A 24,661-nucleotide genomic window follows, 5' to 3' on the forward strand; every position below is an offset into this window, starting at 1 on the left:
CAGCAGCGGCGCGTTCATCTGATGTAACTAAGTTCCCCCTCCTTGGCTGTCAAGGCTGTAAAGGCACTTGACCTTTTTACATTTTAAAATATAAGTTAATAGATAGATGATATCGTATTTAAAAGATCAATAAATTCGCGACCGACCTTCATGCCAATTCTTTACCATGCCTGCTGATTGACTTCACCCCTCAGTTACGCAATGCCGCTTCATGCCATGCTATTAGTTACTATTGGAAATTCATTGCCGACATGTTCTGAGTTAGCGCACTCCAAAATCTGTCTTCCTTCTGGCCTGGAGGCTAATATTATGCCATGGCGCACCATTTGCATTTTCTGTCTTCTACTGTTCGCTCTACCCGCCCAGGCTGAAGAGCCTGCCTTCGCACCTAGAATTGGAATTCAATTTCTCCCCGAACTCGTTTGTTTGGACAAAAACTCCAAATGCTGCGGACAGATCTTGACGCATCCGCTTCAGGTAACCGCGCCCGTTCTTGAAGATCCGGACTGGTATGTTTCGCCGCCAGGCAGCAACAGGCCCAAACCCCGCTATGTGGGCTGCTGGGCGGAAGCACAGTACCCTTTCGTTCTCAAGGAAGCCCTGCAGGGCAATCCTGTGGCCATGGCCGACCTCATCATACGAATACAGTGCACTTCGTCCTCCCTGTCACTTGCGTATCCCGACATTCCCGACTTCATGCATTCCACGGCCTTCTGGCTTGACTGGGCTGCCCAGATTACTTCGCCAGGCTGGGTCTACACGCGACTGGCTTTGTATGACGAAGGCATCGGTCATACACGCAGCGCCTTTACCAAGGGAGCCTTTCTTGGCGATCCCAAATCCATGCACGCCTACGCAACCCGCTGGAACACTGGGTCAAACCTGCAATGGCTGCTTATGGCGGCCGATGCCGGCTATGCGCCTGCCGCGCATGAGATATCACGCTGGTACCGCTTTGGAGGAGAAAAGTGCGGTTATGCCCTGCCCAATTCCCCTGACCAGGCCCTGGCGCACAAATACCTCGTCATTGCCATGAACCAGGGGCATGCCCGTGCCTTTGGCGACGCCGCTTATGAGATACTCACCTCGGAAGATGCCCAGGCCCGCCTGAAAGACGCCTATATGTACACACAGATAGGCCGTGCCCTTGAAGAGTCGGACAACGGGCTTTTGCTGGTCGGCAGGCCCCTGCCCACTGTCAACCCCGTAAGCCTTGACGATGTGCTTGGGTATGCCCGGTACGTGCTCATGCCCCCACATTCCCCATTGAGCAACACAGAAAAGCAGTTTAGTCAGGTAGCAAAATTTACCAAAGGATTACTCAAGCTTGATGCTCAAGGTCAAGCGGAGGCCACCATCAGCGCCGTAGCCTGGCTGCGGGACTTCCAGAAGCGGAAAGAAGCGGATATGGCCGCCGAGCGCGCTCGCAGGGGGGAGCTCACCGCCCGCTTGCGTGAGCGATGCCTTCCGGCCCTTGACTACCTTGCCACCCTGCCGGACCCCCCGCTCGGCAACGGCAGTCATTATGGCGGCCACATCACCACCACGGGCATGTCTCGATTCGCCACACCCGGTTCAGCCATAAGCAGATAACCGACAGTCCCAGCCCGCACTCCAGAGCAGATTACCTTTGAGAACATACATTCTTGCAGGTTAAAGCACGCTCACTACGGCGTTTAGCCGCGCAATAAACTGCGCTTACGCCCCAGTAGCGAACGTCTGCTCACGCAGCCGCCAGAGCGCAATAAGAGCAATGCAAAAGGTAAAATGCTCTACCCCCTGTCCCGTTTTCACTCGCCCACCGACCCCATTCTGCCGCTGCTGCGCAGGATCAGGGGAGCCTCGACATTCCTCCGGCCCTTCTGTATATTCCTCCCAACTGAGGTGAGGAAAATACTATGACATGCCGGACATTGACACTGCATAGCGAGCAGGAATGGCCCAAGCTCGCCCAATGGCTGCAAGGACGTCACAACCCCGGTGACGGGGTGGAAAGCGCCGTACGCGACATTATCGCCGCAGTACGCGCAAAAGGCGATGAAGCGCTGGTGGAATATACCCGCAACTTTGATTGCCCGGATTTCACGCCGCCGCTTCGAGTGAGCGAGCAGGAAATAGCGCGCGCCGCCGCTGCCGTTCCTGCCGAAGACAGGGAAGTCATCAGTCAGGCTGCCATCCACATCCGTGCTTTTCACGAAGCCCAACTGGAAAAATCATGGTTCACCACACGGCCTGACGGCAGCATTCTCGGGCAGCACGTTCTGCCTATGGACGCCGCTGGGCTTTACGTGCCCGGCGGACAGGGCGGCAATACGCCGCTTGTCTCCAGCCTGCTCATGTGCGCCATCCCCGCGCAGGTGGCCGGGGTTCCGCGCCTTGCCATCTGTACGCCGCCGCGTAAAGACGGCAGCGTCAACCCGCACATTCTCGCCGCCGCCCATTTGCTGGATATTGAAGAAGTCTACCGCGTGGGCGGGGCGTGGTCCATTGCGGCCATGGCCTACGGCACGGAAAGCATCGCGCCTGTTGACGTCATTGCCGGACCGGGCAATATTTTTGTCACCACAGCCAAACGCCTTGTGCAGGGCATGGTCGGCATCGACATGATCGCAGGCCCGAGCGAAGTTCTCATTTTGGCTGACTCCTCCGCCAATCCCGCGTGGGTGGCGGCGGACATGCTTTCGCAGGCAGAGCACGACGCCCTTGCCTCCGCCATCTGCGTCACTGACGACCCGCGTCTGGCCGAAAGCATCCGGCAGGAACTGGACAAGCAGTGCATGGCCCTGCCCAGAGCCACCACCGCCGCCCGGTCGCTTGAAGAGTGGGGAGCCATTGTGGTTACGCCCAATCTGAGCGTAGCCGTGGCCGTGGCAAATATGGTGGCTCCAGAACATCTGGAAATATGCACGCGCGACCCTTGGGGCGTGTTGCCGCATATCCGCCATGCAGGGGCCGTCTTTATGGGGCAGCACAGCCCCGAAGCCGTGGGCGACTACTTTGCAGGGCCCAACCACGTACTGCCCACCCTGGGCACGGCACGCTTTTCTTCGGCCCTTTCGGTGCAGACATTCTGCAAAAAGACCAGTATCGTGGCCGTATCATCGACATTTATACAACAAAATATGCAGGCCATAGCCGCTCTCGCCCGTATGGAAGGGCTTGAAGCGCACGCCCGCAGCGTGGAAGCACGCGCCAAAAAATAATCAGGCTGACAAAGTATCAGGAGCCCTCATGAAAGTTGTTGTCAAGACAGACATCAGCGCCTATCCCCTGCTCTCTCGCGGGAAGGTTCGCGACATCTACAACGTGGACGAAAAAACCCTGCTCATCGTCACCACAGACCGCATGTCGGCCTTTGACGTGATCATGAACGAGCCCATCCCGTACAAGGGCGTGATTCTGAATCAGATCACCCTGTTCTGGATGGACAGGTTCAAGCACATCATCCCCAACCACCTGCTTGAAAGCGATGTCAACCGCTTCCCGGCGGAACTGGCCCCGTGGAAAGACGAGCTTGAAGGCCGTTCGGTGCTGGTGCGCAAAGCCAGTCCGTTGCCCGTGGAGTGCATTGTGCGGGGCTACATCACCGGGTCCGGCTGGAAGGATTACCAGGCCACCGGATCTCTGTGCGGATACGCCCTGCCTGCCAACCTGCGCGAGTCCGACAAGCTGGAGCCCGCCATATTCACGCCTTCCACCAAGGCGGAACTGGGGCAGCATGACGAAAACATCAGCGTGGCCCAGGCTGCGCAGCTTATGGGTGAAGACCTGGCCCGCAAGGTTGAAGAAACGTCGTTGGCCATCTATGAGGCAGGCCGCGCGTATGCCGCTGGCCGTGGAATCATCGTGGCTGACACCAAATTTGAATTCGGCATGATTGACGGCAAGCTGCACCTTATTGATGAAGTGCTCACGCCCGACTCTTCGCGCTTCTGGCCCGCTGACCAGTACAAGCCCGGGCAGGGGCAACCCAGTTTTGACAAGCAGTACCTGCGCAACTGGCTGAAAAAGCAGCCCTGGAACATGCAGCCTCCTCCGCCGCCGCTGCCTGAAGAAGTCATTACGGCCACTGCCAATAAGTACAAAGAAGCTTACGAAATTCTTACAAAATAATTCCTTCAGCCAACGCGCCGCCTTGTTGCGGCGCAACGGCTGATCCGGCCTTTGCCTGTACGCATCTGCATATTGCATCGAGCGCAGGCAAAGAGCGGGAGTACACGTCGGCCCTTGCCGTAACACGATCCTGCACAGACACGCTTCAGGCGTGCCTGTGTTGTATCAGGCCCTTCAGGCCCGCCGTAGCGGTTTGCCATGGGCACTCTGGCAAGGTCGTCCCCACAGGGGGCGCAGCGGGCAATTACGCCGCTGGCGCTTCCGACAGATTTTTATTACAGCCGCGCCGTCACTGACGACAGGCGGTGAAAAACAACCATTGCCGGCCATGGCCGGACTGTATTCTCTTAGGAGGACTCATGCTGCTGCAAGGAAAAAAAGCCCTTATAATGGGACTGGCCAACAATAGAAGCATCGCTTACGGCATTGCCGCCGCCCTGAAAGCCCAGGGTGCGCGCCTTGCTTTCAACTATGTGGGCGACGCCATTAAAAAGCGCGTGGAACCTCTGAGTGAAGAACTGGGCGGCGAATTTACCTTTCAGTGTGACGTGTGCGACGATGCGCAGATTAACGAAGCTGCGGCCGTTGTAAAAGAAAAATGGGGAGATCTGGACATTTTGGTGCATTCCGTGGCTTTTGCCAACCGGGAAGACCTCAGCGGCCGCTTTGTGGACACGTCGCGTGACGGTTTCAAGCTTGCGCTCGAAGTTTCGGCCTATTCCCTTACCGGGCTTTGCCGCGCTTTTGAACCGCTCCTTACCGAAAACGCCTCTGTGCTCAGCATGACCTACCACGGGTCCACCCAGGTCATCCCCGGCTACAACGTCATGGGCGTCGCCAAGGCCGCTCTTGAGGCATCCGTGCGCTATCTGGCCTATGATCTCGGCCCCAAGGGCGTGCGCGTCAATGCCATCAGCGCCGGGCCCATCAAGACGCTGGCCGCTTCGGCCGTGTCCAGCCTCAAGGATATTTTCAACATGGTGGAGAGCAACTCCCCCCTGCGCCGCAATGTGACTACTGCCGATGTCGGCGGTGTGGCGGCTTTTCTGGCTTCAGACCTGGCCCATGCCGTTACGGGGCAGGTCATTTATGTGGACAGCGGCTTCAGCAAGGTGGGCGCGACCGCCTGAGGACAAAGACTATGGGCAACCTGACGCTCAACGCCTTAGCCATTACGCTGCTGTCTGCCCTGGCGCTGTGGGTTTTCTACCGTTCGGCCAAGATTGAAAAAAAACGGGCTGATGAAGAGCGCAAAAAGAACAAGACTCCGGGGCAGGAGTAAGCAATGCTTATAAAAATTCTGCTTACTGTGGCCATTGTGGGGGGCCTGTTCTGGATGCTGACCAAGACTGGCGGCGGCCTCTGCTGAATGGGCTTTCGCCCGCCACCCCTCCGGCGGAGGGATGAGAAAACGGCTGAAAGCGAAAAAATGCCTGAAAGCGGAAAAAAGCCGCCCGAGAACAAAACCTAGGCGGCTGACATAGGGTTGAACGGCAGTAGCCCATAATTTTTAACATTTTTTTCTTGCCTTCTTTGTGCATATGCCATATACAGGTTCGGCTTTGCACGACGAAGCCATGCGGAGAGGTGTCCGAGCTGGTCTAAGGAGCACGATTGGAAATCGTGTGTACGTTAATAGCGTACCGAGAGTTCGAATCTCTCCCTCTCCGCCATATTTCAAGGGCTACTGGAAACAGTAGCCCTTTTTCTTTTGGCCCTGATCTTTATTATGAGGGATTTTTTGTGTGATAGCCTCAAAAACGGACGTGTATACTACCCACCCTCAATATCACAGACTCAACCATCCAGTAGGATGCCCCAATTCTCAGTGGGCAAGCCATGCCGCACATATCTGTGTTTCGATCGGCGCACGGCCTGTCTCCGATGGCAGTAGTCAACTTACCAGCAATATTGTCAATGACAGACAACAGCCTTTGCAGAGGACAAAAAAAAGAAGCCACAAAACCGGATGGGGCTGCAAACATCCTGCCGGTTTTTTAATTTTAACGCGTACACGTGCATTTTCACATATACGCAAAAGCATAAAGATGTTTGCAACATAGCAATGCAATATGATGGTTGAAATTTTTTTATCAATATGGTTTATAAGTCTTGGAGGGGTATTTTAACCATTTATACAACTCCAATCAGTAAAAAAATGGAGGCAATAATGTTAAAACGCTTATTTTTGGCGGTGGTGCTGACGCTTGCACTTTCGTTCTCAGCCTTTGCAGCGGACAACGGTTTTTATCTTGGCCTGAAATTTATCGATTCAATCCAAAGCACTGGCGATGTTTCCAAAGGCGGTGGCACCAAGTTTTTTGATGTAGACAACTACACCCAAAACACCATCGGCGGCGGCGTCTTTGCCGGCTACGACTTCTACCCCATGCATCAGATCCCTGTTCGTGCGGAAATTGAATATGCCATCCGCACCAACAGTGAAACCGATTGGGACTCCAAAGTAATTGGCGCCCTCCCTGCTGGCGCTGCGTCACTAAAGGGGCAATGGAACCTGCAAACCCTTTTCCTGAACGCGTATTGGGATTTCCACAACGACACGGCCTTCACGCCTTATATCGGTGGTGGGATTGGTATGGGGTTCATCCAGAGTAAATACGAAGTGAATGCCCCTGGCCTTAGCGACAGCTATAATGAAACCAACACCGTATTCGCCTGGAATGCTGGCGCGGGCGTTGCCTACGCCATCACCGACAACCTGTCTGCGGATCTGGCCTATCGTTTTGTGGGCCTTGACTACCATGAAAACGACAAGACTGTTGACGGTCAAAAATTTAAGGTCGGTATGGCGCCGTATGCCAACGAATTCAGCCTTGGCATCCGCTACACATTCTAAACCACTTATCCTCTGGCAATCCTCTGAAAGGCCGCCCAGCCATGGGCGGCCTTTTTGTTTCCGAGTCCTTACATATTGTCTTCACTGACGTAAGACGGACTACCCCACTGCCCGGCCCGCAAACAGCCATGAGGGTATAATACAACTAGAATACAGTGTTGATGAAAAAGATGTCTCCTGGCGGAGCGCGCAGAACAAACACCCTTATCAATACCACTGACGACGCGCAAAAAGCCGTTGAGGGTATTGCCGCAGCATCAAGATTTTCAGTGGACATCTCCACCAATGTCCGGCGTTATTGCCTCCCCCAAAAACAGGCGCCGCATACACGCACCGTACAGCTTACATTGCAGCACGCCGCGGCTGGACAGAAGGACTTACGAACTTCGGCTGAACTTCTGCAACTGGATCACGAGCATCCGTGCAGCCCTTTGACATGCCCCCGTTATGGGAATTGTCACGCTGCGAGCTACGGGATCCGCATCATATTTGCGAATTGTTTATAAATAATGCTAATCAGTTGTATGTTTTTTTGCAGCCTGATAGAAAGCATCACAGTCGCAGCCACAGCCAAGCCCTTGCGAGAAGGCGGTTGTTAACCAGCTTTTTTGCGTGAACATGGGCAGGGCTTCTGATGAAGCTGCGCATAATTGGCTACTGTTTTTGATGGGACTGCCCATAAACGGGCCGATTCTTCGCGCACCTGAGCAACCCCACCGTAAAACGGCTCTGGCCACTGCGTGAAAGATGTTCGTAAAGGTATTCACCGTGAAGGCGAAGCGCAGGCACTGCGCCGTTATGCGTTCAATCGGGTCTGTCGAAACCGTCGTGCATGTGCATTCCTTACGGTAGTCCACTCTTGCGTTGCATACGCAATGGATTGCCCCACAGACACTCTTTTGACAAAGGGCAGTATGATGAAGCTGAAGCCTTTCAACAAGGTTCTGGTACGCCCTGCCAAGACCGAACCATGGACAGCAACATTTTATTCGCATGCCGAACGCAACGGTCATGTAACGTTGGACAGGCGCGCGCTTTGGACCGAGGGAAACATTCTTCCGTACAATGACGCCACCAGCCACCTTCTGGGCACAACGGACGACTTTGTTCCCCCGGCTGATGAAACAACGCTCTTTACGTGTGGGCAATGGGTGGAAGCCCGTTGCGGGGCCGACAAGCTTTTCGTCAAAGCGCTGTACCTCTATTGCGATCAGACATGGGACAAGCCCGTTCATTTTGTCTTTGACCCCGCATGCAACAAAAAGCTTGGCATTACGGCCGATGAAGGCATCCGACCTGTGTAGGCGTCTTGCATGTAACTGACGTCGCCTCCTGGCTTCCTGCTCAAAAATAATGGAACGTCCCCAATGCGCGGACATGCAGGATACTCCTGAGGCCCGCGCAGCCAGGACGGTTTCCGCTGAAAACATGCCAATGCTTACACGGCATTCCAAAACGGCAGCTTCTTTCTGCCCTGCAGGATGTTTTTTCAGCGGTTCTGGCAGTCGTGCGGGAAACCGGGCAGCGCATGCGAATCCGATGCAGCCCGCCAGCATCACCAGCCAGCATTAGCCGCCAGCGTACTCCGCCAGAGTGTCCCCCCCCGTGGCGTTACGGGCTTGAGCGCTCTTTGCAGGCACTTCATACGGGCTGAAAAAGTGTTAACGTCAGTCTGCCCGTGATTTGCCTGCGGCAAAATAGGCCTCCATACAAAAACACCCCGATTCCGGCCAGCGCCGAAATCAGGGTGTTTTTTCGCCTGCCGTCATGGCGGATGGCGGCTTTTACCGGGCGCTCAGCAAGGCCGCCTGACGCACTGCCTCAATGAGGCTGTCTTCACTGGCTATGCCCTTTCCGGCTATGTCAAAGGCTGTTCCGTGATCCACAGAAGTCCGGATCACGGGAAGGCCGATGGTGATGTTCACGCCATCGGCAATGCCCATCACCTTGATGGGCCCGTGGCCCTGATCGTGGTACATGGCTATGACAACGTCAAAGTCGCCTCTTCCGGCACGGAAGAAAAGCGTATCCGCCGGCAGCGGGCCTTCCACATCCCACCCCTTGGCCTGCGTGGCCTTCACAGCGGGAAGAATCTTTGTTTCTTCTTCTCCACTGCCAAACAGGCCGTTTTCTCCGGCATGGGGATTGATGGCGCAGACCGCGATACGCGGATTGGCGATGCCCGCACGCACAAGCGTATCGTGCGCTCTTGCTATGGTACGCTCCACAAGGGCGGGCTCTATCTTGTTGATGGCGTCAATGAGCCCCAGATGGGTGGTCACATGCACAACCCGCAGAGTGGGCGTCATGAGCATCATTGAGACTTCGGGCGTGCCCGTAAGATGCGCCAGCATTTCCGTGTGCCCGGGAAACATGCGCCCTGCCGCGTGCAGGGCTTCCTTGTTCAGGGGGGCGGTGCAGATGGCCTGGGCCTTGCCCGCCTGCACAAGTTCCACCGCCTTCTTGATGAACTGGTAGGCTCCTTCGCCGGATATGGGCGAAACCACGCCGAAAGGATGCCCCTTGGGAATAATCGGCACATCGATACAATCAATGACGCCAGCGACATACCGGGCGGCATCCGGGTCGGCAAGCGCATTGACAGTAACCGCGCTGCCCGTGATTTCCGCAGCTTCACGCAGTCGTTCCGCGTCGCCAACCACAAGTATCCTGGCCCATGCGGCCATCTCGGGCCGGGTCATGGCCTTGACTATGATTTCAGGCCCTATACCGGAGGCGTCGCCCATGGTAATGGCCACAATTGGAAGATTCAAGCCAGTTCTCCTTTGTAATTTGCAGCGCGTATATATTCCAGGCATCTGGCCAGAGTATGCTCGGAACCGAACGAACCGGCCTTGGTGATAACGGGCAAGGCATGCCTGCCCAAGGTCAGCCCCACGGGCACGCCGCTTTCAACCTCGGTCACAAGCTGTATGCCGTGAATGCCGGCACGGGCCATAAGCATGGCGGCCGTTTCGCCTCCGGTGGCCACAAGGCCGCCTGAAGCCTCAAGAACGCCATGCAGCGCTGCGGCCAGACGGCTGGCGAGACCGCCGCCTTTGGAGAGGTCAGGATCGTCAACCTCGACAATTTCCGCCACAACGTCACGTCCTGCAAGCAGCGCCTCCCTGATTTCCTGCCCGCGCTCTTCCAGTGCCGCGTCACTGGCGGCAGTCAGTTCGGCGGGCGTAAAGGGCACGTGGAGCGCAGGTTTCGTATCCAGCACAAACCGCAAGGCCTGGCGCGAAACCTTTACCAGACTGCCCACCACCATAAGGATACCGCGATCCGTTGCCGGAACGGAAATGGTCACGCCACCCCGACCCGGAGCGGACATGCGCGCCAGCGGCACGGCGAGGCCCCCGGTTCCCGCGAAGAAAACCCCATCCGCCAAAGGATAGGTAGCCTCGGCAATGATTGCAAGGTCATCGGGCGTTTCAGCATCACACACAACGCCGTCAAAGCCTTTATCCATGCAGTCGCGCACCAGAGCCATAACCTTGTCAGCGCCGCTCCGCACCACATCCAGGGTGATGCCGTACGTTTTTACGCCGACCGCTCCAAGGTTTTCCACCAGATTGCCGCTGGGATAGCTGTGATCCCTTGCCCAAACCTCAGTGGCTTCAAGGGGTTCGCCGTTGACCAGCACGCAGCCATTGACCGTCGTTCTGCCAGTGGCCGGAAAGGCGGGAGCCATAATCAAAAAAGAAGGGCCGCCGAGCTTGCGCAGCACTTCAATGGTGGCTGCGGTTTCCGCCATGGGCTGTCCGCGCATGAGGGAATCAAGTTTTTTGTAAAGCCGCATGGGCCGGGCAAACCGCTGTTCCAGCAGGCAAATATGGGCCTTTTCCGCCTGCGCGGCCGAAAGGGCCCGGCTTGCCACATCCACGGCCACGACTCCGCCGGGCACGTCCGCAGCCTCGCCGCCTTCAAAAATCACCGAAGCGGGCATGCCGCTTTTGGCAAAGGCGATGGCGCAGTCTGCCGCACCCGTAAGATCATCCGCGACAATAAGCCAAGATGGATTCATAGCGTCCCCCTGTTACAAACCTGCGACGAATGCGCCCGTGACGACACTGCCTAGGCCTCATTTTCATCCGGCAGATCCTTGGGCGCGCCAAAAGTCTTGGCTCCCCATGCCGTGAGAAGGGGGGTGAGAATGGCCGTGACCACCACGCAGGCTGCCACAAGCACTGTCGCCTGCTGCGCGGCAGGCGCATAGACGGGATTGGCCTGGGCAATGATCATAGGTACGGCGGCGGCGTTGCCAGCGGTTGAGGATGCGGCCAGACCGGCAACACCCGTGCCTCCGGTCAGGCGGTCACCGACAAAAAGAACCACGCCAGTGACGATCACGACACAAAAACCAAGCCCAACGCCAAGCAATCCCGCATTCCAGACTTTGGAAAGATCAAGCCCGGTACCGAGCGCAAAGGCGAAAAACGGGATGAGCACCGCAGGAGCGGCCTTGAGAAAATCTCTCATATCCTTGTCAAGATTGCCAAGAATCATGCCCAGAATCAGAGGGAAGATGGCGCCAACCATCATTTGCCAGGGAAAGGCCGAAAGACCGGCCACGCCCAGCGTCACCATGGTAAGAAAAGGTCCGGACTCAAGACACATGATGGAGTACGCGGCAACATCCCTGGGTCTGCCGTATTGGCCCATGAGGGCCATATACAGCCCGCCGTTGGTGTCGTTAAGGGCGGCCACTATGGCCAGGGTGGAAATGCCGGCAAAAAAGCCTTCTTCCACCGGGGCCTCGCCAAGAAACTGTCCGGCGATAATGCCGATGATGGCGGCCATGCCCACCTTGGCCATAAAGAGAACTCCCCCCTTCTTGATGATGTAAGGGGTAGTTTTAAAACTGATGGTCGCACCCATGCAGACATAGTAAACGGCCAGAATGCTTGTGGCCCCTGTAAAAAGACCGCCAGTGAAAGAACCGAATATTTTTGGCGTATTGGGGAAAAAGGTATTGCAAAGCGCGCCAAGCAACAGCGGAATGACCATAAGCCCGCCAGGAACCCGTTCCATAGTCTTTTTGATCTGCATGACTGAACCCTCCAGCTGCGTAACCGCATTCCTCATATCGGGGAAAGATAAAAATGATTGATTTGCGCAATAAAATGACACAGAAAACCAGACAGAACATGTAGAAAACGCAAAATACGCCGTTTTCAGGTACCCTCAGGGATTCATAGCAGATTGAGCAAAATGCGCAAGAATTTTTATTTTTTCAAGGATACTCTGTTTTTTTCTATTTTTTTTGCGCAATTTGCGCATATTATTTACAGCAAGAAGCCTTACATTTATTCCCACTTCAAGGTATATACTTGCTGATTACGTACAGGAAGGATACCCATGCGGCGCAGCAGAGAACGGCGTATGGCCATGCTCGAAGCCATCGCGAGCGGAGCCAACGACATAAAATTATTGGCTGAAAAATTTGGAGTTTCTTTTTCCACTGTACGGCGCGATTTGCAAAGACTCTCCAAAGAAAAAGCCGTGGCCCGCACCTATGGCGGCGCTATGCTTGCGCCCTGTATTCAGGAAGAAAACTATCCCGTGCGCGAATGGCAGCACCGTGCTGCCAAGCAGGCCATAGCCCAGGCAGCGGCGGCACAGGTCGGGGACGGAGAAACCATCATCCTTGACGGCGGCTCCACCGTCACCTCCATGGCCCGTTTTCTGTATGACAAAGAGCTTACCGTCATCACGAATAATATTAAGCTCACCGCCATCCTTGCGGATGCGCCCAATATAAAAACCATCTTTCTGGGCGGCTCCATCCGGCCAATCAGCATGAGCGCGTACGGGCCTTTCGCCGAAGACGCCCTGCGCTGCCTTACGGCCGACAGGGCGTTTACCAGCGGCAACGGCCTCGTCGCCGACCGTGGCCTGTGCGAAGCCACGATGGAGCAAATATCGCTCAAGCTTCTCATGATGCGCCAGGCCAAGGAAACGTTCGTACTGGTTGACGCCTCCAAACTGGGCGGCGCTTCACAGCCGGTCTGGGCGCAACTGCCGCTGACCTGGACCCTTGTCACCGACGCGGATGAAAATCTTTGCCTGCCCTTTGTACAGGCTGGGGCAAGGCTGCTCTGCGTCAAAGCTTCCGGCGCTGATGGCGACGCCAGGGAAGAATGACGCGCCAGCGACCCCCATCGCATAACAAAAGGCCCGTGGCGACAGCCACGGGCCTTTTTTGCGTCACTCTAGAGCAGATTAACTTTGAAATGTTTCACATTTCAAAGTTTTCATTCAGCCGAGAAATGCGATTTTCGGCTGAATCCACGCCACATTGTGGCGCGCTGTACTTTCGTACAGCGTTAGAGCATTTACACTTTTTCAAAGTTAAAATGCTCTAGCCAGAACGCCTGCTCATCAAGCTTTTTTATGCCTGCGCGCGCGGGCGCGCAAAGCCGAGCGCCACATCCATGAAAGCGCCAGCCCCACTGCAATGCCGATAAAGGCATAGGTGTTGCGCGTGGCATTGGGAGCGGCATTGGCCCACCAGTTGGCGGAATGGCTCCATGCCGTATGGTATAAGGTCCACCCCAGAGCGCCAACCAATACAAGTACGGCAAACGCGCCTCCCAGCCAGAACAGGGGGATGGGCTCCTGCCAGAAAAAGGACGTCCTGTAAAAGCGCCTCTTGGCCATGCACAGGGCCAGCAGCACCACGCACACCATTGCCGCCGTCAGCCAGGAAAAACCGTTGAGCAGCGCGCCCACAATGCCCAGGCACAAAAAGGCGACTGCCATGCGAAAAGCGCGCGCCTGTCTGCGCTCCAGACCGTAGGAGACGAACAGCAGAGCCGCGCCCGACAGACAACTGACAAAATGCCCTATGGTCGTCACATGATAGGGCCCCATCATATGCAGCATGGCAAGGGCATGACGCCCCAGGGGCAATGTGGACGATATGAGCAGAATAACACCTGCCGAAAAACACATATAGGACGAAATGGTGTGCGAAAGCAGCGAAAGCCAGCGCCCCGTGCTGCGCAGCATGTCGCGCCGCTGGCGCACTTCGTAGACAGCCAGCAGCAGGGCCGCTGCCAGCAGGGGAATGATGAAATAGATGAGCCGGAACAGCAGCACGGCGGCAAAAACCATCTGCTCGTGCGACGTGTGGGTAAGGTGCAGGATAACCAGCTCAAAAACGCCCACCCCGCCAGGAATGTGCGTCAGCACCACAGCCACCTGAGCCATGAGATAACTTGGCAAAAAGTCTATAAAGCTTATGCCCATATCGCTGGGCAAAAGCACGTACATGCAGGCGGCCGCGGCCACAATATCGACGCCGGCCACCAGCGCCTGCGCAATGGCTATGCGCGGCGGCGGGAAGACGAATTCCTTGCCGAAAAAATGCACAGGCTTGCGGATGAAGAAACAGAGGGCCAGATAGGAGCAGGCAATGGCAAAAAGAATCACGCCCAGGATGCGCACGTCTTTCAGCGGCATCCTGAGCAGCAGTTCATCAGGGATAATGGGGGGCGCGACCATAAAGATGACGCCGCACAGCCCCAGCGCCCCTACCCAGAATGTCACGGCCAGCATGAGCACAAGGCGCACAATATCCGACAGTGAAAAACCCCAAGCCGAATAAAACCGGTAGCGCACGCTGGTGCCGCCCAACAGGGCGCCAAAGTTGTAGCTCACGGCCTGTCCCACAAAGGACACAAGGCCCACGCGCGGCAGGGGCAGACTTTTGTGGATGGCCTTGAGGGCCAGCCAGTCATATCCCACCAGAATTATGTAGTTTACCACCATCAGCGCAAGCGACAAGGCAATGCGGCCGCTGGATATCTGGTTGAGACTTTCACGGATCTGGACGACGCTATAACTTTTGAGCTTGTGATACAAAAGATATACCGCCAGCAGAAAAATGGCGGAGATCAATAACGGCCCGATATATCGTAAGTATTTTTTCATAACCTGCTATTGCATAAATGCGGCTGATGGCCGGAGCGTTCTGAAAACATTTTCTAAGCATATACGCTGTGCCAGCACCGCGCAAGTGTCAACTGCATACCATTAACATCGTTATCTTACTTACAGGGCTGGAATTTTTTCGCAGGGCTTGACCGAAATCTGAGCAGAGGGTAATATAGAAGCCGGGTAAGGGGTTTTACTCTCCTCCCGCCTTGGCCAGAGTGGTTTCGCTAGATACGATAGCTGCTCGGCGTGTATTTTCCGGCAAAATTCACGCCGCGAGATTGTCGCAAGGCCAGATATTTTGCCTCAGGGCGGCAGCTCAAGCGCTCTAGACGCTCCTGCGGGCACAGCTGGGTTTTGCCGGGCAGCCAGATTTTACTCGTAAAAAACATTTTTTGGATAACGCATGCTCCGCTGCCTGGGCAGCGGCGCTTTTTTTGCGTTGTGAGGTTCAACATGACTAGCATCCCCATTTCCGTACAAGGCTACAAGGCTCTGGAAGACGAACTGGCCCGCCTGAAGAGCGAGCGCCCGGCCATTATTCAGGCCATCAAGGAAGCCAGAGAAGAAGGCGACCTGCGCGAAAACGCCGGCTATGACGCCGCGCGCGAGCGCCAGGGCATGGCCGAAGCGCGCATCAAGTACATTGAATCGCGCATGGCTCTCTACCAGGTCATTGACCTTGATACGCTTCGTGGCGACAAGGTCATTTTTGGCGCAACCGTTGAAATGGAAGACGTGGACAACGGCGAAACCAAGACCTACACCATTCTGGGACCCGACGAAGCCGACCCCACCAGGGGCTCCATCTCTTTTCTTTCGCCTGTGGGGCAAGCCCTGCTGAGCAGGGAAGTGGGCGATGAAGTTTCCGTGGAAATTCCGCGCGGCCGCGTCACCTATGAAATCACGGGCATCACCTTTAAGGGCAGCAAGGCCCTCAAATAGCCATCGAGCTAGGGAAACGCTGATTTATTCCGTTTGGCGGCGTTGCTTCACTTTTTTTGAAACAGTCGAGGACGGAAGAGTCCACTCCTGCTTCAAAAAAAGATCGCGCCTTGCCAAGCGAAATAACTGCGCGTTTCCAGGTGGCTTTTTGCTTCCCTAGAAATTTCCTTTCAGCATCAGGGCCCAGCCCTGATCGGGGGCCGCGCGCAACAGCGCATTACGCAGGCCGCTCCCGCGTACAATCCCGCCCCAGCGCGCGAGAAAATTCTCCCGCGTCTGGGGCGTAGTGCGTTGCCGTTCCAGAACGCCTTCCGCACTCACCACATTTTCCAGGGCCTTTCCAGGCTGCAGAGGAACATGCCATTGTCCCCACGGGCAGTTCAGGCTGTGCGTTCCCGCTGCGGCCAGCCGCAAGCCAAGATCGGCTCCGGCCCATGGCCCCATAGCAATATCATACCCCCCATGCTCAAGAAAAACGTCGCGGCGCACGGCCATGGCCTGCTCCGGCGCGGCCAGCGCACGCCGTGTGAGCAAAAGCTGCCCCCAGCAGATGGACGAAAGCAGTTCTTTGTCGGCCCCCCGGTGCAGGGCAAAAGGCAGCCCTGTGACATCCGGCATAAGCCCGGTGTGCCAGAGGCGGTTGCCGAGCCACAGGGTTCCGCCCACAGCGCCCACATTTTCCAGCAGCGCCAGAACGGCAAGCTGTTCGGGCTGGCTGCCCGGCAAAGGGAACAGACGCGCGTCAAGAAACAACAACACCTGACCTGAAGCAGCCCTGGCGGCCGCATTGCAGGCTGCATGCCAGTTCCCGTCCTCACTCCTCCCCGGAGGGGGCAAAAGACGCGCGTTCAGGCAAGACTGCGGGGGGGAACGTTTAAAAGCATCGGCTGCCGCTGTGTTCAGGGGCTGACAGAGCACCTCCAGGCAAACCAGGCGCGACAACCGTAGCAGATCATCCCACAGGGGCGCTGGTACAGGCGTGGCGTCCGCAGCCAGAAGCACCACGCTGCACCGTAAAAGGGAGTCTACTTCGTGGTGCAGCACAAAAAAATTATTGCGGGCAGTGGGCGCCGCCGTAGCCCGCAGTCCTCTTCGGCAAGCACTTTCATCAAGAGCGCGTCGTGTGGCCTCAAGAACATAGGGCTTGGCCCCCAAAGAACCACTGGCGCTCTGGGCGTGAACGCGCCAATGATAGAGAATCTGGGGAATATGGGCCACGCGCTCCGGCCGCAGGTTTTCAGCCACCCGCAAACTGAGGTCAAAATCCTGCGAGCCTTCAAATCCCGCTCTCAGGCCGTTGACCTGACGCAGCTTTTCTGTGGCATACACAGAAAAATGCCATACGGCACAGAGCCAGGGGTCAAAATCAGCCTTGAAAATGGGCGTGCGCCGTACGCCTCTGGCGTCCACCTTGTCTTCATCAGAATAGATCAGCACCAGTTCAGGGTTTTGCCGCACACGAGCCGCAACCTCCCGCAGCGCGTGCGCAGGCAGCAGATCGTCATGATCCAGAAATCCCGTCCAGGGGGCGTCCACCAGCTCTAGAGCCGTATTGGACGCTCTGGAGATGTGTCCGTTCTGCTCCCGCAAGGCCAGGCGCATGCGCCCTTCCTGCGCCGCATACTCGCGCAGTATTTCAGGAATTTCATTGACCGTTGAGGCATCGTCGGCCACGCAGAGCTGCCAGTGCGGGTATTCCTGAGCCAGTACCGAATCCAGAGCCGCACGCAGGTGTTCTGGCCGAGGATTATAAACAGGCATCACCACGGCAATGCAAGGCCAGGTTCCTCCCATATCCAGACGGTCAAAATTTTCCATTGCCCGGCGCGATTCTTTCGACCTTTCTTGTTCTGCCCGTTCTGATAACTCTGCCCGCTCTTCCAACTCAATCCAGGCGTCAAAAGCGGCAGGACAATTGTCCAGCCCCATGTCGTACATACCTGCATCGCGTAAGGACTTGAGCCCCGGTTGCAGGTCATGAATCCGGAACTCTTCTGCATGGACCAGCCACTCCGCCGCTCTGGCCGCAAGCAGGGGCAGGCCGTCCTTTTTGCCGCAGGCCAGCAGCTTTTCGGCCGCAAAAATATACCAGGACAAGGTGGAAGGCAGACTGGAGGGAAGATCGCGGCAAAGCTGCACGGCAAGGGCGCGCTGCCGTGGCGGCATACTGTGAAGCAGTGGCAGCAGGGTGCGGGGTTGCGGGTCATGCCGCCAGCGCAGCCAGACCGCCAGACCGCCCCCTTCCCCATCCGGCGCGGGCTCGTCCGTTGTTTCTGCGGACGGCCATGCCTGGCCCCACAGCCAGCGCGAACAGATGTATTCCAGCCCGTCTGCCCGCGCCATGTCTGCATGGTCAGGACGCAGCAAGTCATCCCTCAGGCGCTCACGCTGAAGAAGGCTGTTCCAGAGTCCACAGGTCTTCCAGGCGTCAAGGTCATCGCTGAGAACAGCCCGCGACGAAGGCTCGCTGCTGAAAGCCCGCAGGGGTTTATCCGGAACAGGGGCCGCCAGTTTCAGGCACAAATCCATGTGGGCAAGGTTGTCCAGCGCGGCATTGAACCCACCGGCTGTCAGAAAATCTTCGCGCCGCAGCAGCAGGGCCCCCGCATGTCCCACCTGAAAACGGCGACGCTTTCCGGCTAGGACATGATCCAGGGGCAGCCCTTCATAAAGATACTGCAACTGACCGAAATAGTCGGCCACGCACCCCATATGGGCTATGCACGCCCCCTGCCCCGGCTGATCGCACACAATCGGGTTCGACTCGACAGAAAAGCTGAAAGCCTTTTGGTCATAGAGGAAGAGGGGATTCACCCCTGCAAGGTCGGGCTCCGCATCCAGCCTTTGCAGTAATGGCGGCAGGCTGTCGGGTGCAAGCACCACAGATGACGAAAGAATCAGAAGATAGGGGGTTCGCGCCTGCTGTGCGGCCCGGTTGGCTTCTTCCAGCAGATGTTCACCAACCTGTGGGCTGTGGCAGCGAAAGGCGTGCAAGGCTCCACGGCGCACCAAATCGCGCCCCGCTGCCAGGGCGCACTCGCGCTCACTTTCGTGGCAAAGCGCCACAAGGTTCTGCCCGCCAGCACCGGCCGCCTCAAGAGCAGCGCAGCATGCCTCGGGCGAAAACGGTGGGCATACCTGGAGCAAAATGGTCAGCCACGGCCTGTTTTCACGCACAGTACTCATGCCGCTACCCTATAACAGAGCTTGGTGCGGCGCAACGCGGCATGCCGCCAGACAAGGCTTTGCAACGGCCCGACCTTCTTGACCCTGTGCCGCAACTCTGCTCTACTTGTTTACGTAAGCACTGATTAAAGAGCTTCTGGAAACGCGCTGGTATTTCATTTGGCAAGGCGCGAACTTTTTTTGAAGCAGGAGTGGACTCTTCTGTCCTCGATTGTCTCAAAAGAAGCGAAGCAACACCGCCAAACGTAATAAATCAGCGTTCCCTCAAATTATGCCAGTGCACCGCCCGGAGCCCAACCATGCCGCCGCTTGTTTCAGTGATCATCCCCGCCTACAACAGCCGTGCCCACGTGGCTCGCGCACTGTCCAGCCTTGAAAGACAGAGAGAAAAAAGCCTTGAGGTGGAAGTCATTGTGGTGGATGACGGCTCCACGGACGGAACTGCCGATTTTGTGTGTTCCCGCTTTCCTCTGGCGCGTTGCATCACGCAAGACCATGCCGGGCTGACTGCAGCCCGCAATACGGGCATTGATGCCGCCACGGGCGACTACATTGCATTTCTTGATGCGGACGACCTTCTGTGCCGGGGCTGTCTGCATTCGGGAATCGAAGCCCTTGCCCGCCACGATGCGGACATCAGCGTGTGCCTGTGCCTCAACTACGTGGAAGGAAAGGACGAAGGCCACTTCTGGCCCCTGCGCCTCGGCCAATACCCTCTGCATCTGTGGCATTCCAATGTTTCGCCTGTTCACACCTTCATGTGCAGGCGCGCCGTGTTCGCCAGCCTGCGGTTCACCCCCCTTCCCGCCTGCGAGGACTGGTTTTTCTGGTTCCAGTGCGGTCAGGCCGGCTTTCGCTTTACCTGCAATACAGAAGGCATGGCCGTATACGTCCACCGGCAGGAAGGTCTTGCGCAAACCGTGGGCGGGCAGCGCACAGACATGCGCGTGCACCTTGCCATAGGCCGCCATTTGCGCCAGGCCGACGGCCTGCCCCCGGAAGGGCTGTTCGCCGCCGCCGTGGCGCATCTTGCGGGAGCGCTCACCTGCGCCTCAAACCCAATGCAGCACCATGCCGATAATGTGCGCCAGCTGCTTGAGGAAGCCGAACACACCTTGGCGCTGGCCCTGAAGAGCAAGGATTCTGCCCACCAGCCGGGGCTGGCGGAGCAGTGCCACATGCTCCAGGCCTGCGCCCTCGCCTGCGGATTGTCCGGCGAGGCTGCAGAACTGACTCGGGGCATCCGCACTCTCGGCCAGTGTATCTGTCCCGGCATAAATGATTTCACTGACGGCGAGCAGGTACACGCCGCGTGGCGCGAAGCCTTTGCCCGGACGGCGGTGCCGCCCTCCATCATGGCGCAAACACTGCGCGCGCACTTTGAGCCAACCGACCTTGTCATACCCGTACTCTGAGCCATAACGGCAGATCAGGACAGCAAACCTCACTCTTCACAGCACAGAAAGCTTGGCAGACCCCACATCTATTTGCTAGGCTTACGCCGCTTGGCCAGTTTTCGGCCATATCCGCCATGGCGCACGCAACTCAAGGCTTATTGCATGACACAGACACTGCCCCGTTTGCTCTATCTGCTAGCTGTACTGGCCTGCTATCTGTTGTTGATGCACAATCCCGTCACGATTTTCATGGCTGCCTGCCTGTCCTGCCTGACCCTGCCGCAGTACCACAGACTTCGCCAAAAAGCGCGGTACTGGCGCATGCAGATTGAGAGAAACACGCCAGACTCCCGCAAACGCCGCACCCTGCTTGCCCTTTCGCACTCCACGCCGCTTTACGCATATATCAGCATGCTGGTGGCGTCACTTGTGGTGCCTGTGGCCGTGCTGGTGCTTCTGGTGTCGCCCCAGGCGGCGGCCGGGTTTACGCGCCTGCGTGAACTGCAGGCCAACAACTTTCAGCTGCCGCTGGAATGGGTGGCCTACATACAGGAGTGGCGGCAAGGCCTGACGGAACACCCCCGCCTGGAGCGTATTTTCAACGACCTGCTCCTGAAACTGGACAGTTTTTTTGACAGCGCCATGAGCGTACTGCTGTCGCGCGGGGTGGATTTTCTGGGCGGCACCATGACCGTGCTCTGGACCAGCTTTCTTTTCATAAGCCTGACTGTGATCTTCACGGTCTATTCCCGCCACATCCGCAAGATTACCGGCAGGGTATTCCACATTTCCCAGCCCCTGCTCCGGCGCTTTATTGCCGCCATTCACAGAGCCTTGCGCGGCATCATGCTCGGCATTGTTCTGGTGGCTCTTGCCCAGGGGCTTATGTGCGGCGTCGCCTTTGCCGTGGCTGGCGTCAACCAGCCCGCGTTCTGGGGATTGCTTGCCACCCTTGTGGCTCCCATCCCCATGGTGGGCACAGCGCTGGTGTGGGTTCCCCTTTGCATTTCACTCTGGTTCACAGGCAAGACCATGGCCGCCATCGCCCTGGCGCTGTGGGGCTTACTGGCTGTTGCTGGCGTAGACAACGTACTGCGCCCGCTGTTTTTGCGGCAGGGCATCAAGGCCCCGTTTTTTGTACTGATTATCTCCATCCTCTGCGGACTTTCCAGCTTTGGGCCAGTGGGACTTATCGTCGGCCCTGTGTTGCTGGCTTTTGCCATGCAGGCGGTGGAGGAAGCCAACCGCGCATACAGGTATAATGTTTAAAACAGACTCTTGCGCCATCCCCACGATTGCCGCCACGCTTCGCCGGGACATCAGGCATATTACAGACGACGGTGGGTATAGCTCCGCCACGCAGCGACGCAGCTTCTTACGCATGACCAGCGCAGTTCTGGTCTGCCTCATTTTGCTCTGCGCCCTGCCCTGCCGATCTCTGGCGGCCATGCCCGTCCGGGCCGCCATACTCATCAATATGGACACGGGCGCGGTGCTCTATGCCAAAAATGCGGACATGGCCATACCGCCAGCGTCGCTCACCAAGGTCATGAGCATGTTCCTCGCCATGGATCAAATACGGGCCGGGAAGATCAAGGTTGAGGAAAAAATCAGGATTACGCCTGAAATGGCCTCTGTTGGCGGTTCATCCATGTATCTGCGCGCAGGCGAACGGGTGCCGCTGTCGCAACTGCTTACCGGCATGGCCGTTGTTTCGGGCAATGACGCGGCCACGGCCGTGAGCCGCCGTGTGGGCGGCAATGAGCGCCAGTTTGTCCGGGCCATGAACGAGAAAGCCAAGGCCGTCGGCATGCAGCGCACCACATTCAAAAATCCCACAGGTCTGCCCGCCGCCGGGCAAAAAACCACCGCCAGGGACATGTCCACCATGGCGCGCGCCTATCTGCGCGCGCATCCATCGGCCCTGCGCTATCACAACGTGCCCCTGTTCACCTACCGAGGCAGAATGACGCGCAATACCAATGCTTTGCTTGGGCAGGTTCCAGGGGTCAACGGGCTCAAAACCGGATGGACCGTGGCCTCGGGCTACAACCTTATCGTGACGGCCCAGAGGGGGAAAACCCGCATGCTGGCCGTGGTTATGGGCGGCACCAGCAGAGTGGGACGCGACAACGCGGCGCGCAGGCTCATTGAGGTCGGATTCCGGTATCCCACCTCCCCCCAAAAGGTTCAGCAAATCTTCTCGGGCAAAAGAAGGCGCTGACGCAGACCCCACATCACCATAAAAGGCGGCGGAATTTCTTCCGCCGCCTTTACTTTTTGGCAAACACCACAGTTGAGCATTTACACTTTTTCAGCGTTACTCTGCCCAAGCGCCAAGAGCCGTTTCAAAACGCAATGACTCTGACGACTGCATGAACAGGCTTTTGCCGTGAAGGCATGGGCGCTGTCAGCGCAGGTAAAGGAAACGCTGATTTATTTCGTTTGGCAAGGCGCGATCTTTTTTTGAAGCGGGAGTGGACTCTTCCGTCCTCGACTGTTTCAAAAAAAGTGAAGCAACGCCGCCAAACGAAATACCAGCACATTTCCAGGAGGCTCTTTAATCAGTGCTTCCAAAACAACGTCGACGTCTTTCAAACTTCAAGGATGCCTGCTGGCAAAGCCTGTTTGCGGCTTTGGAGCGCTACGCCTGTTCCAGAGCCTGGGCAAGGTCGGCGAGGATGTCGTCCACATGCTCAAGTCCCACAGACAGGCGGATGGTGCCGGGGGCTATGCCAGCATCGCGCAACTGTTCGTCGGTCAGCTGGCGGTGCGTGGAACTGGCCGGATGCAGTACGCAGCTACGGATGTCCGCCACATGCACTTCAAGAGAAATCATCTTCAGGCTGTCGATAAAACGCGCGCCAGCATCCCGCCCGCCCTTGAGCGCAAAGGAAATGACGCCGCTGCACCCGTCGGGCAGATACTTGTCGGCCAGCGCCTTGTTGGCGTTGCCCGGCAGGCGCGGATACCCGACCGATTCCACCTTGCCGTGCTCCTGAAGAAAGACAGCCACCTTTTCGGCATTGCGGCAGTGCCTTTCCATACGCAGCGGCAGGGTTTCAAGCCCCTGATTGATGTAAAAAGCACCCTGCGGGCTCTGGCAGCATCCCATGTCGCGCATGAGCTGCACCCGGGCCTTGACGATATAGGCAGCTTTTCCAAAGGTTTTGGTATACACAAGCCCGTGATACGAGGGGTCTGGCTCGGTAAATTCGGGGAACTTGCCGCTGGTCCAGTCGAAATTGCCGCTGTCCACGATAACGCCGCCCATCTGCAGGGCATGTCCATCCATATACTTTGTTGTGGAATGCACAACAATGTCCGCGCCGTACTCAAAGGGACGGCACAAAATGGGCGTGGCAAAGGTGCTGTCGATGATCAGGGGCAGGCGATGGCTATGCGCCAGCCGCGCGAAGCGCTCAATGTCCAGCACGTCCATGGACGGGTTGGTCAGTGTTTCGCCAAAAACCGCACGGGTATTGGGCCGGAAAGCCTTTTCAAGCTCCGCGTCCGAGGCGTTCTGGTCCACAAAGGTGACCTCGATGCCCAGTTTTTTCAGCGTGACGGCAAAAAGATTGAAGGTTCCCCCGTAGATGCTGGACGCGCTGACCACATGGTCGCCGCTTTGCGCGACGTTGAGCAGGGAGAGCATGCTGGCGGCCTGGCCGGATGACGTGCACAGCGCGCCCACCCCGCCTTCAAGAGCCGCGATTTTGCGTTCCACCGCGTCCACGGTGGGGTTGCCAAGGCGGGTATAGAAAAAGCCCGCGTCCTCAAGATCAAAAAGTCTCGCGACGGCCGCCGTGGATTCGTACCTGAATGTGGTGCTCTGTGCTATGGGTACAACGCGGGGTTCGCCGTTTTTGGGCTCATACCCTGCGTGCAGACAAAGGGATTCCGTTTTCATGCCATCCTCGAAGTATGCGGTGGTAAAGAAGGTGTTTTACCTGGGCCTGAGGCCACACGGTTTCGAAAAATAGCGCAAGCCCTTGCTGCTGGCAACCGCACTTTTTGCAGGATCGCTGCGCCGTTTATCTGTTGAACCAACAATTTTCTGTTCTTCTGTATATGATATCTGTTGCGTCCTGTGCGCAGGTCAAATTTTTATTGGCGCCAACAATGAAGGGCATCTGCCCGCAAGCGCTTTCAGGCTGCGGCATGGGAGAAAATCCCACCATATTTCACATGGCTGTCGCCCGGTTCATGCGCACGCAAA

General features: G+C 57.0%; 18 protein-coding genes and 1 tRNA gene. 13 read left to right on the forward strand and 6 right to left on the reverse strand.

Annotated elements, in window-relative coordinates:
• Positions 1-459 precede the first annotated feature (459 nt).
• The 8 genes from DESU86_RS01230 to DESU86_RS01265 all read left to right on the forward strand — a co-directional run bounded on the left by DESU86_RS01230 (position 460) and on the right by DESU86_RS01265 (position 8,274).
• Entirely contained in the window at positions 460-1,593 is a 1,134-nt protein-coding gene (locus DESU86_RS01230; RefSeq protein WP_179979381.1) for a hypothetical protein, read from the forward strand.
• Between the two features lie 305 nt (positions 1,594-1,898).
• On the forward strand, positions 1,899-3,203 hold the full coding sequence (hisD, locus tag DESU86_RS01235; protein ID WP_179979382.1) for a histidinol dehydrogenase: 1,305 nt from the start codon (positions 1,899-1,901) through the stop codon (positions 3,201-3,203).
• A 28-nt stretch (positions 3,204-3,231) separates the two neighbouring features.
• Positions 3,232-4,113, forward strand: a complete 882-nt coding sequence (locus DESU86_RS01240) for a phosphoribosylaminoimidazolesuccinocarboxamide synthase (protein ID WP_179979383.1) — start codon at positions 3,232-3,234, stop codon at positions 4,111-4,113.
• Between the two features lie 359 nt (positions 4,114-4,472).
• Entirely contained in the window at positions 4,473-5,243 is a 771-nt protein-coding gene (locus tag DESU86_RS01245) for an enoyl-ACP reductase FabI (protein WP_179979384.1), read from the forward strand.
• Between the two features lie 11 nt (positions 5,244-5,254).
• Entirely contained in the window at positions 5,255-5,395 is a 141-nt protein-coding gene (locus tag DESU86_RS01250; RefSeq protein WP_179979385.1) for a hypothetical protein, read from the forward strand.
• A gap of 299 nt (positions 5,396-5,694) precedes the next feature.
• Positions 5,695-5,786 (forward strand) — tRNA-Ser (locus DESU86_RS01255).
• Between the two features lie 497 nt (positions 5,787-6,283).
• Positions 6,284-6,970 (forward strand): outer membrane protein, encoded by a 687-nt coding sequence (locus DESU86_RS01260; protein WP_179979386.1) that lies wholly within the window; start codon positions 6,284-6,286, stop codon positions 6,968-6,970.
• A gap of 914 nt (positions 6,971-7,884) precedes the next feature.
• Positions 7,885-8,274 carry a hypothetical protein gene (locus tag DESU86_RS01265; RefSeq protein ID WP_179979387.1) on the forward strand — a complete coding sequence of 130 codons (390 nt, stop codon included), beginning with the start codon at positions 7,885-7,887 and terminating at the stop codon, positions 8,272-8,274.
• A gap of 480 nt (positions 8,275-8,754) precedes the next feature.
• Here the strand turns inward: DESU86_RS01265 and pdxA are convergent, their stop codons facing one another.
• The 3 genes from pdxA to DESU86_RS01280 are packed head-to-tail and all read right to left on the reverse strand — an operon-like array spanning position 8,755 to position 12,025.
• Positions 8,755-9,744: a 4-hydroxythreonine-4-phosphate dehydrogenase PdxA gene (gene pdxA, locus DESU86_RS01270; RefSeq protein ID WP_197957524.1), complete on the reverse strand. Its 990-nt coding sequence runs from the start codon at positions 9,742-9,744 to the stop codon at positions 8,755-8,757.
• Positions 9,741-11,000, reverse strand: a complete 1,260-nt coding sequence (locus DESU86_RS01275; RefSeq protein WP_179979389.1) for a four-carbon acid sugar kinase family protein — start codon at positions 10,998-11,000, stop codon at positions 9,741-9,743. Before DESU86_RS01275 ends, pdxA begins: the two co-directional genes overlap by 4 nt.
• 50 nt (positions 11,001-11,050) lie before the next feature.
• On the reverse strand, positions 11,051-12,025 hold the full coding sequence (locus DESU86_RS01280; RefSeq protein ID WP_179979390.1) for a 2-keto-3-deoxygluconate permease: 975 nt from the start codon (positions 12,023-12,025) through the stop codon (positions 11,051-11,053).
• A 309-nt stretch (positions 12,026-12,334) separates the two neighbouring features.
• Between DESU86_RS01280 and DESU86_RS01285 the strand changes: the two genes are divergently transcribed.
• Positions 12,335-13,120 carry a DeoR/GlpR family DNA-binding transcription regulator gene (locus tag DESU86_RS01285; protein WP_179979391.1) on the forward strand — a complete coding sequence of 262 codons (786 nt, stop codon included), beginning with the start codon at positions 12,335-12,337 and terminating at the stop codon, positions 13,118-13,120.
• A 237-nt stretch (positions 13,121-13,357) separates the two neighbouring features.
• Here DESU86_RS01285 and DESU86_RS01290 read toward each other — a convergent pair whose 3' ends face one another.
• On the reverse strand, positions 13,358-14,911 hold the full coding sequence (locus DESU86_RS01290; RefSeq protein WP_179979392.1) for a lysylphosphatidylglycerol synthase domain-containing protein: 1,554 nt from the start codon (positions 14,909-14,911) through the stop codon (positions 13,358-13,360).
• Positions 14,912-15,370: 459 nt separating this feature from the next.
• Between DESU86_RS01290 and greA the strand changes: the two genes are divergently transcribed.
• Positions 15,371-15,859, forward strand: coding sequence for a transcription elongation factor GreA (gene greA, locus DESU86_RS01295; RefSeq protein ID WP_179979393.1), 489 nt, complete (start codon positions 15,371-15,373; stop codon positions 15,857-15,859).
• 156 nt (positions 15,860-16,015) lie between these two features.
• Here the strand turns inward: greA and DESU86_RS01300 are convergent, their stop codons facing one another.
• Complete coding sequence (locus DESU86_RS01300) at positions 16,016-19,045, reverse strand: glycosyltransferase (RefSeq protein ID WP_179979394.1); 3,030 nt, start codon at positions 19,043-19,045, stop codon at positions 16,016-16,018.
• Positions 19,046-19,344: 299 nt separating this feature from the next.
• Here DESU86_RS01300 and DESU86_RS01305 point away from each other — a divergent pair, with 299 nt between their 5' ends.
• From DESU86_RS01305 to DESU86_RS01315, 3 genes are all read left to right on the forward strand, one after another.
• A complete protein-coding gene (locus DESU86_RS01305; RefSeq protein ID WP_179979395.1) occupies positions 19,345-20,460 on the forward strand; it encodes a glycosyltransferase family 2 protein in 1,116 nt (371 codons plus the stop codon).
• Between the two features lie 144 nt (positions 20,461-20,604).
• Positions 20,605-21,711: an AI-2E family transporter gene (locus DESU86_RS01310; protein ID WP_179979396.1), complete on the forward strand. Its 1,107-nt coding sequence runs from the start codon at positions 20,605-20,607 to the stop codon at positions 21,709-21,711.
• A gap of 112 nt (positions 21,712-21,823) precedes the next feature.
• Positions 21,824-22,666, forward strand: a complete 843-nt coding sequence (locus DESU86_RS01315; RefSeq protein ID WP_232088216.1) for a D-alanyl-D-alanine carboxypeptidase family protein — start codon at positions 21,824-21,826, stop codon at positions 22,664-22,666.
• Between the two features lie 420 nt (positions 22,667-23,086).
• Here the strand turns inward: DESU86_RS01315 and DESU86_RS01320 are convergent, their stop codons facing one another.
• Complete coding sequence (locus tag DESU86_RS01320) at positions 23,087-24,352, reverse strand: O-acetylhomoserine aminocarboxypropyltransferase/cysteine synthase family protein (protein WP_179979397.1); 1,266 nt, start codon at positions 24,350-24,352, stop codon at positions 23,087-23,089.
• Positions 24,353-24,661: the final 309 nt, after the last annotated feature.

This window comes from Desulfovibrio sp. 86, assembly GCF_902702915.1.
GTDB lineage: Bacteria > Desulfobacterota > Desulfovibrionia > Desulfovibrionales > Desulfovibrionaceae > Desulfovibrio.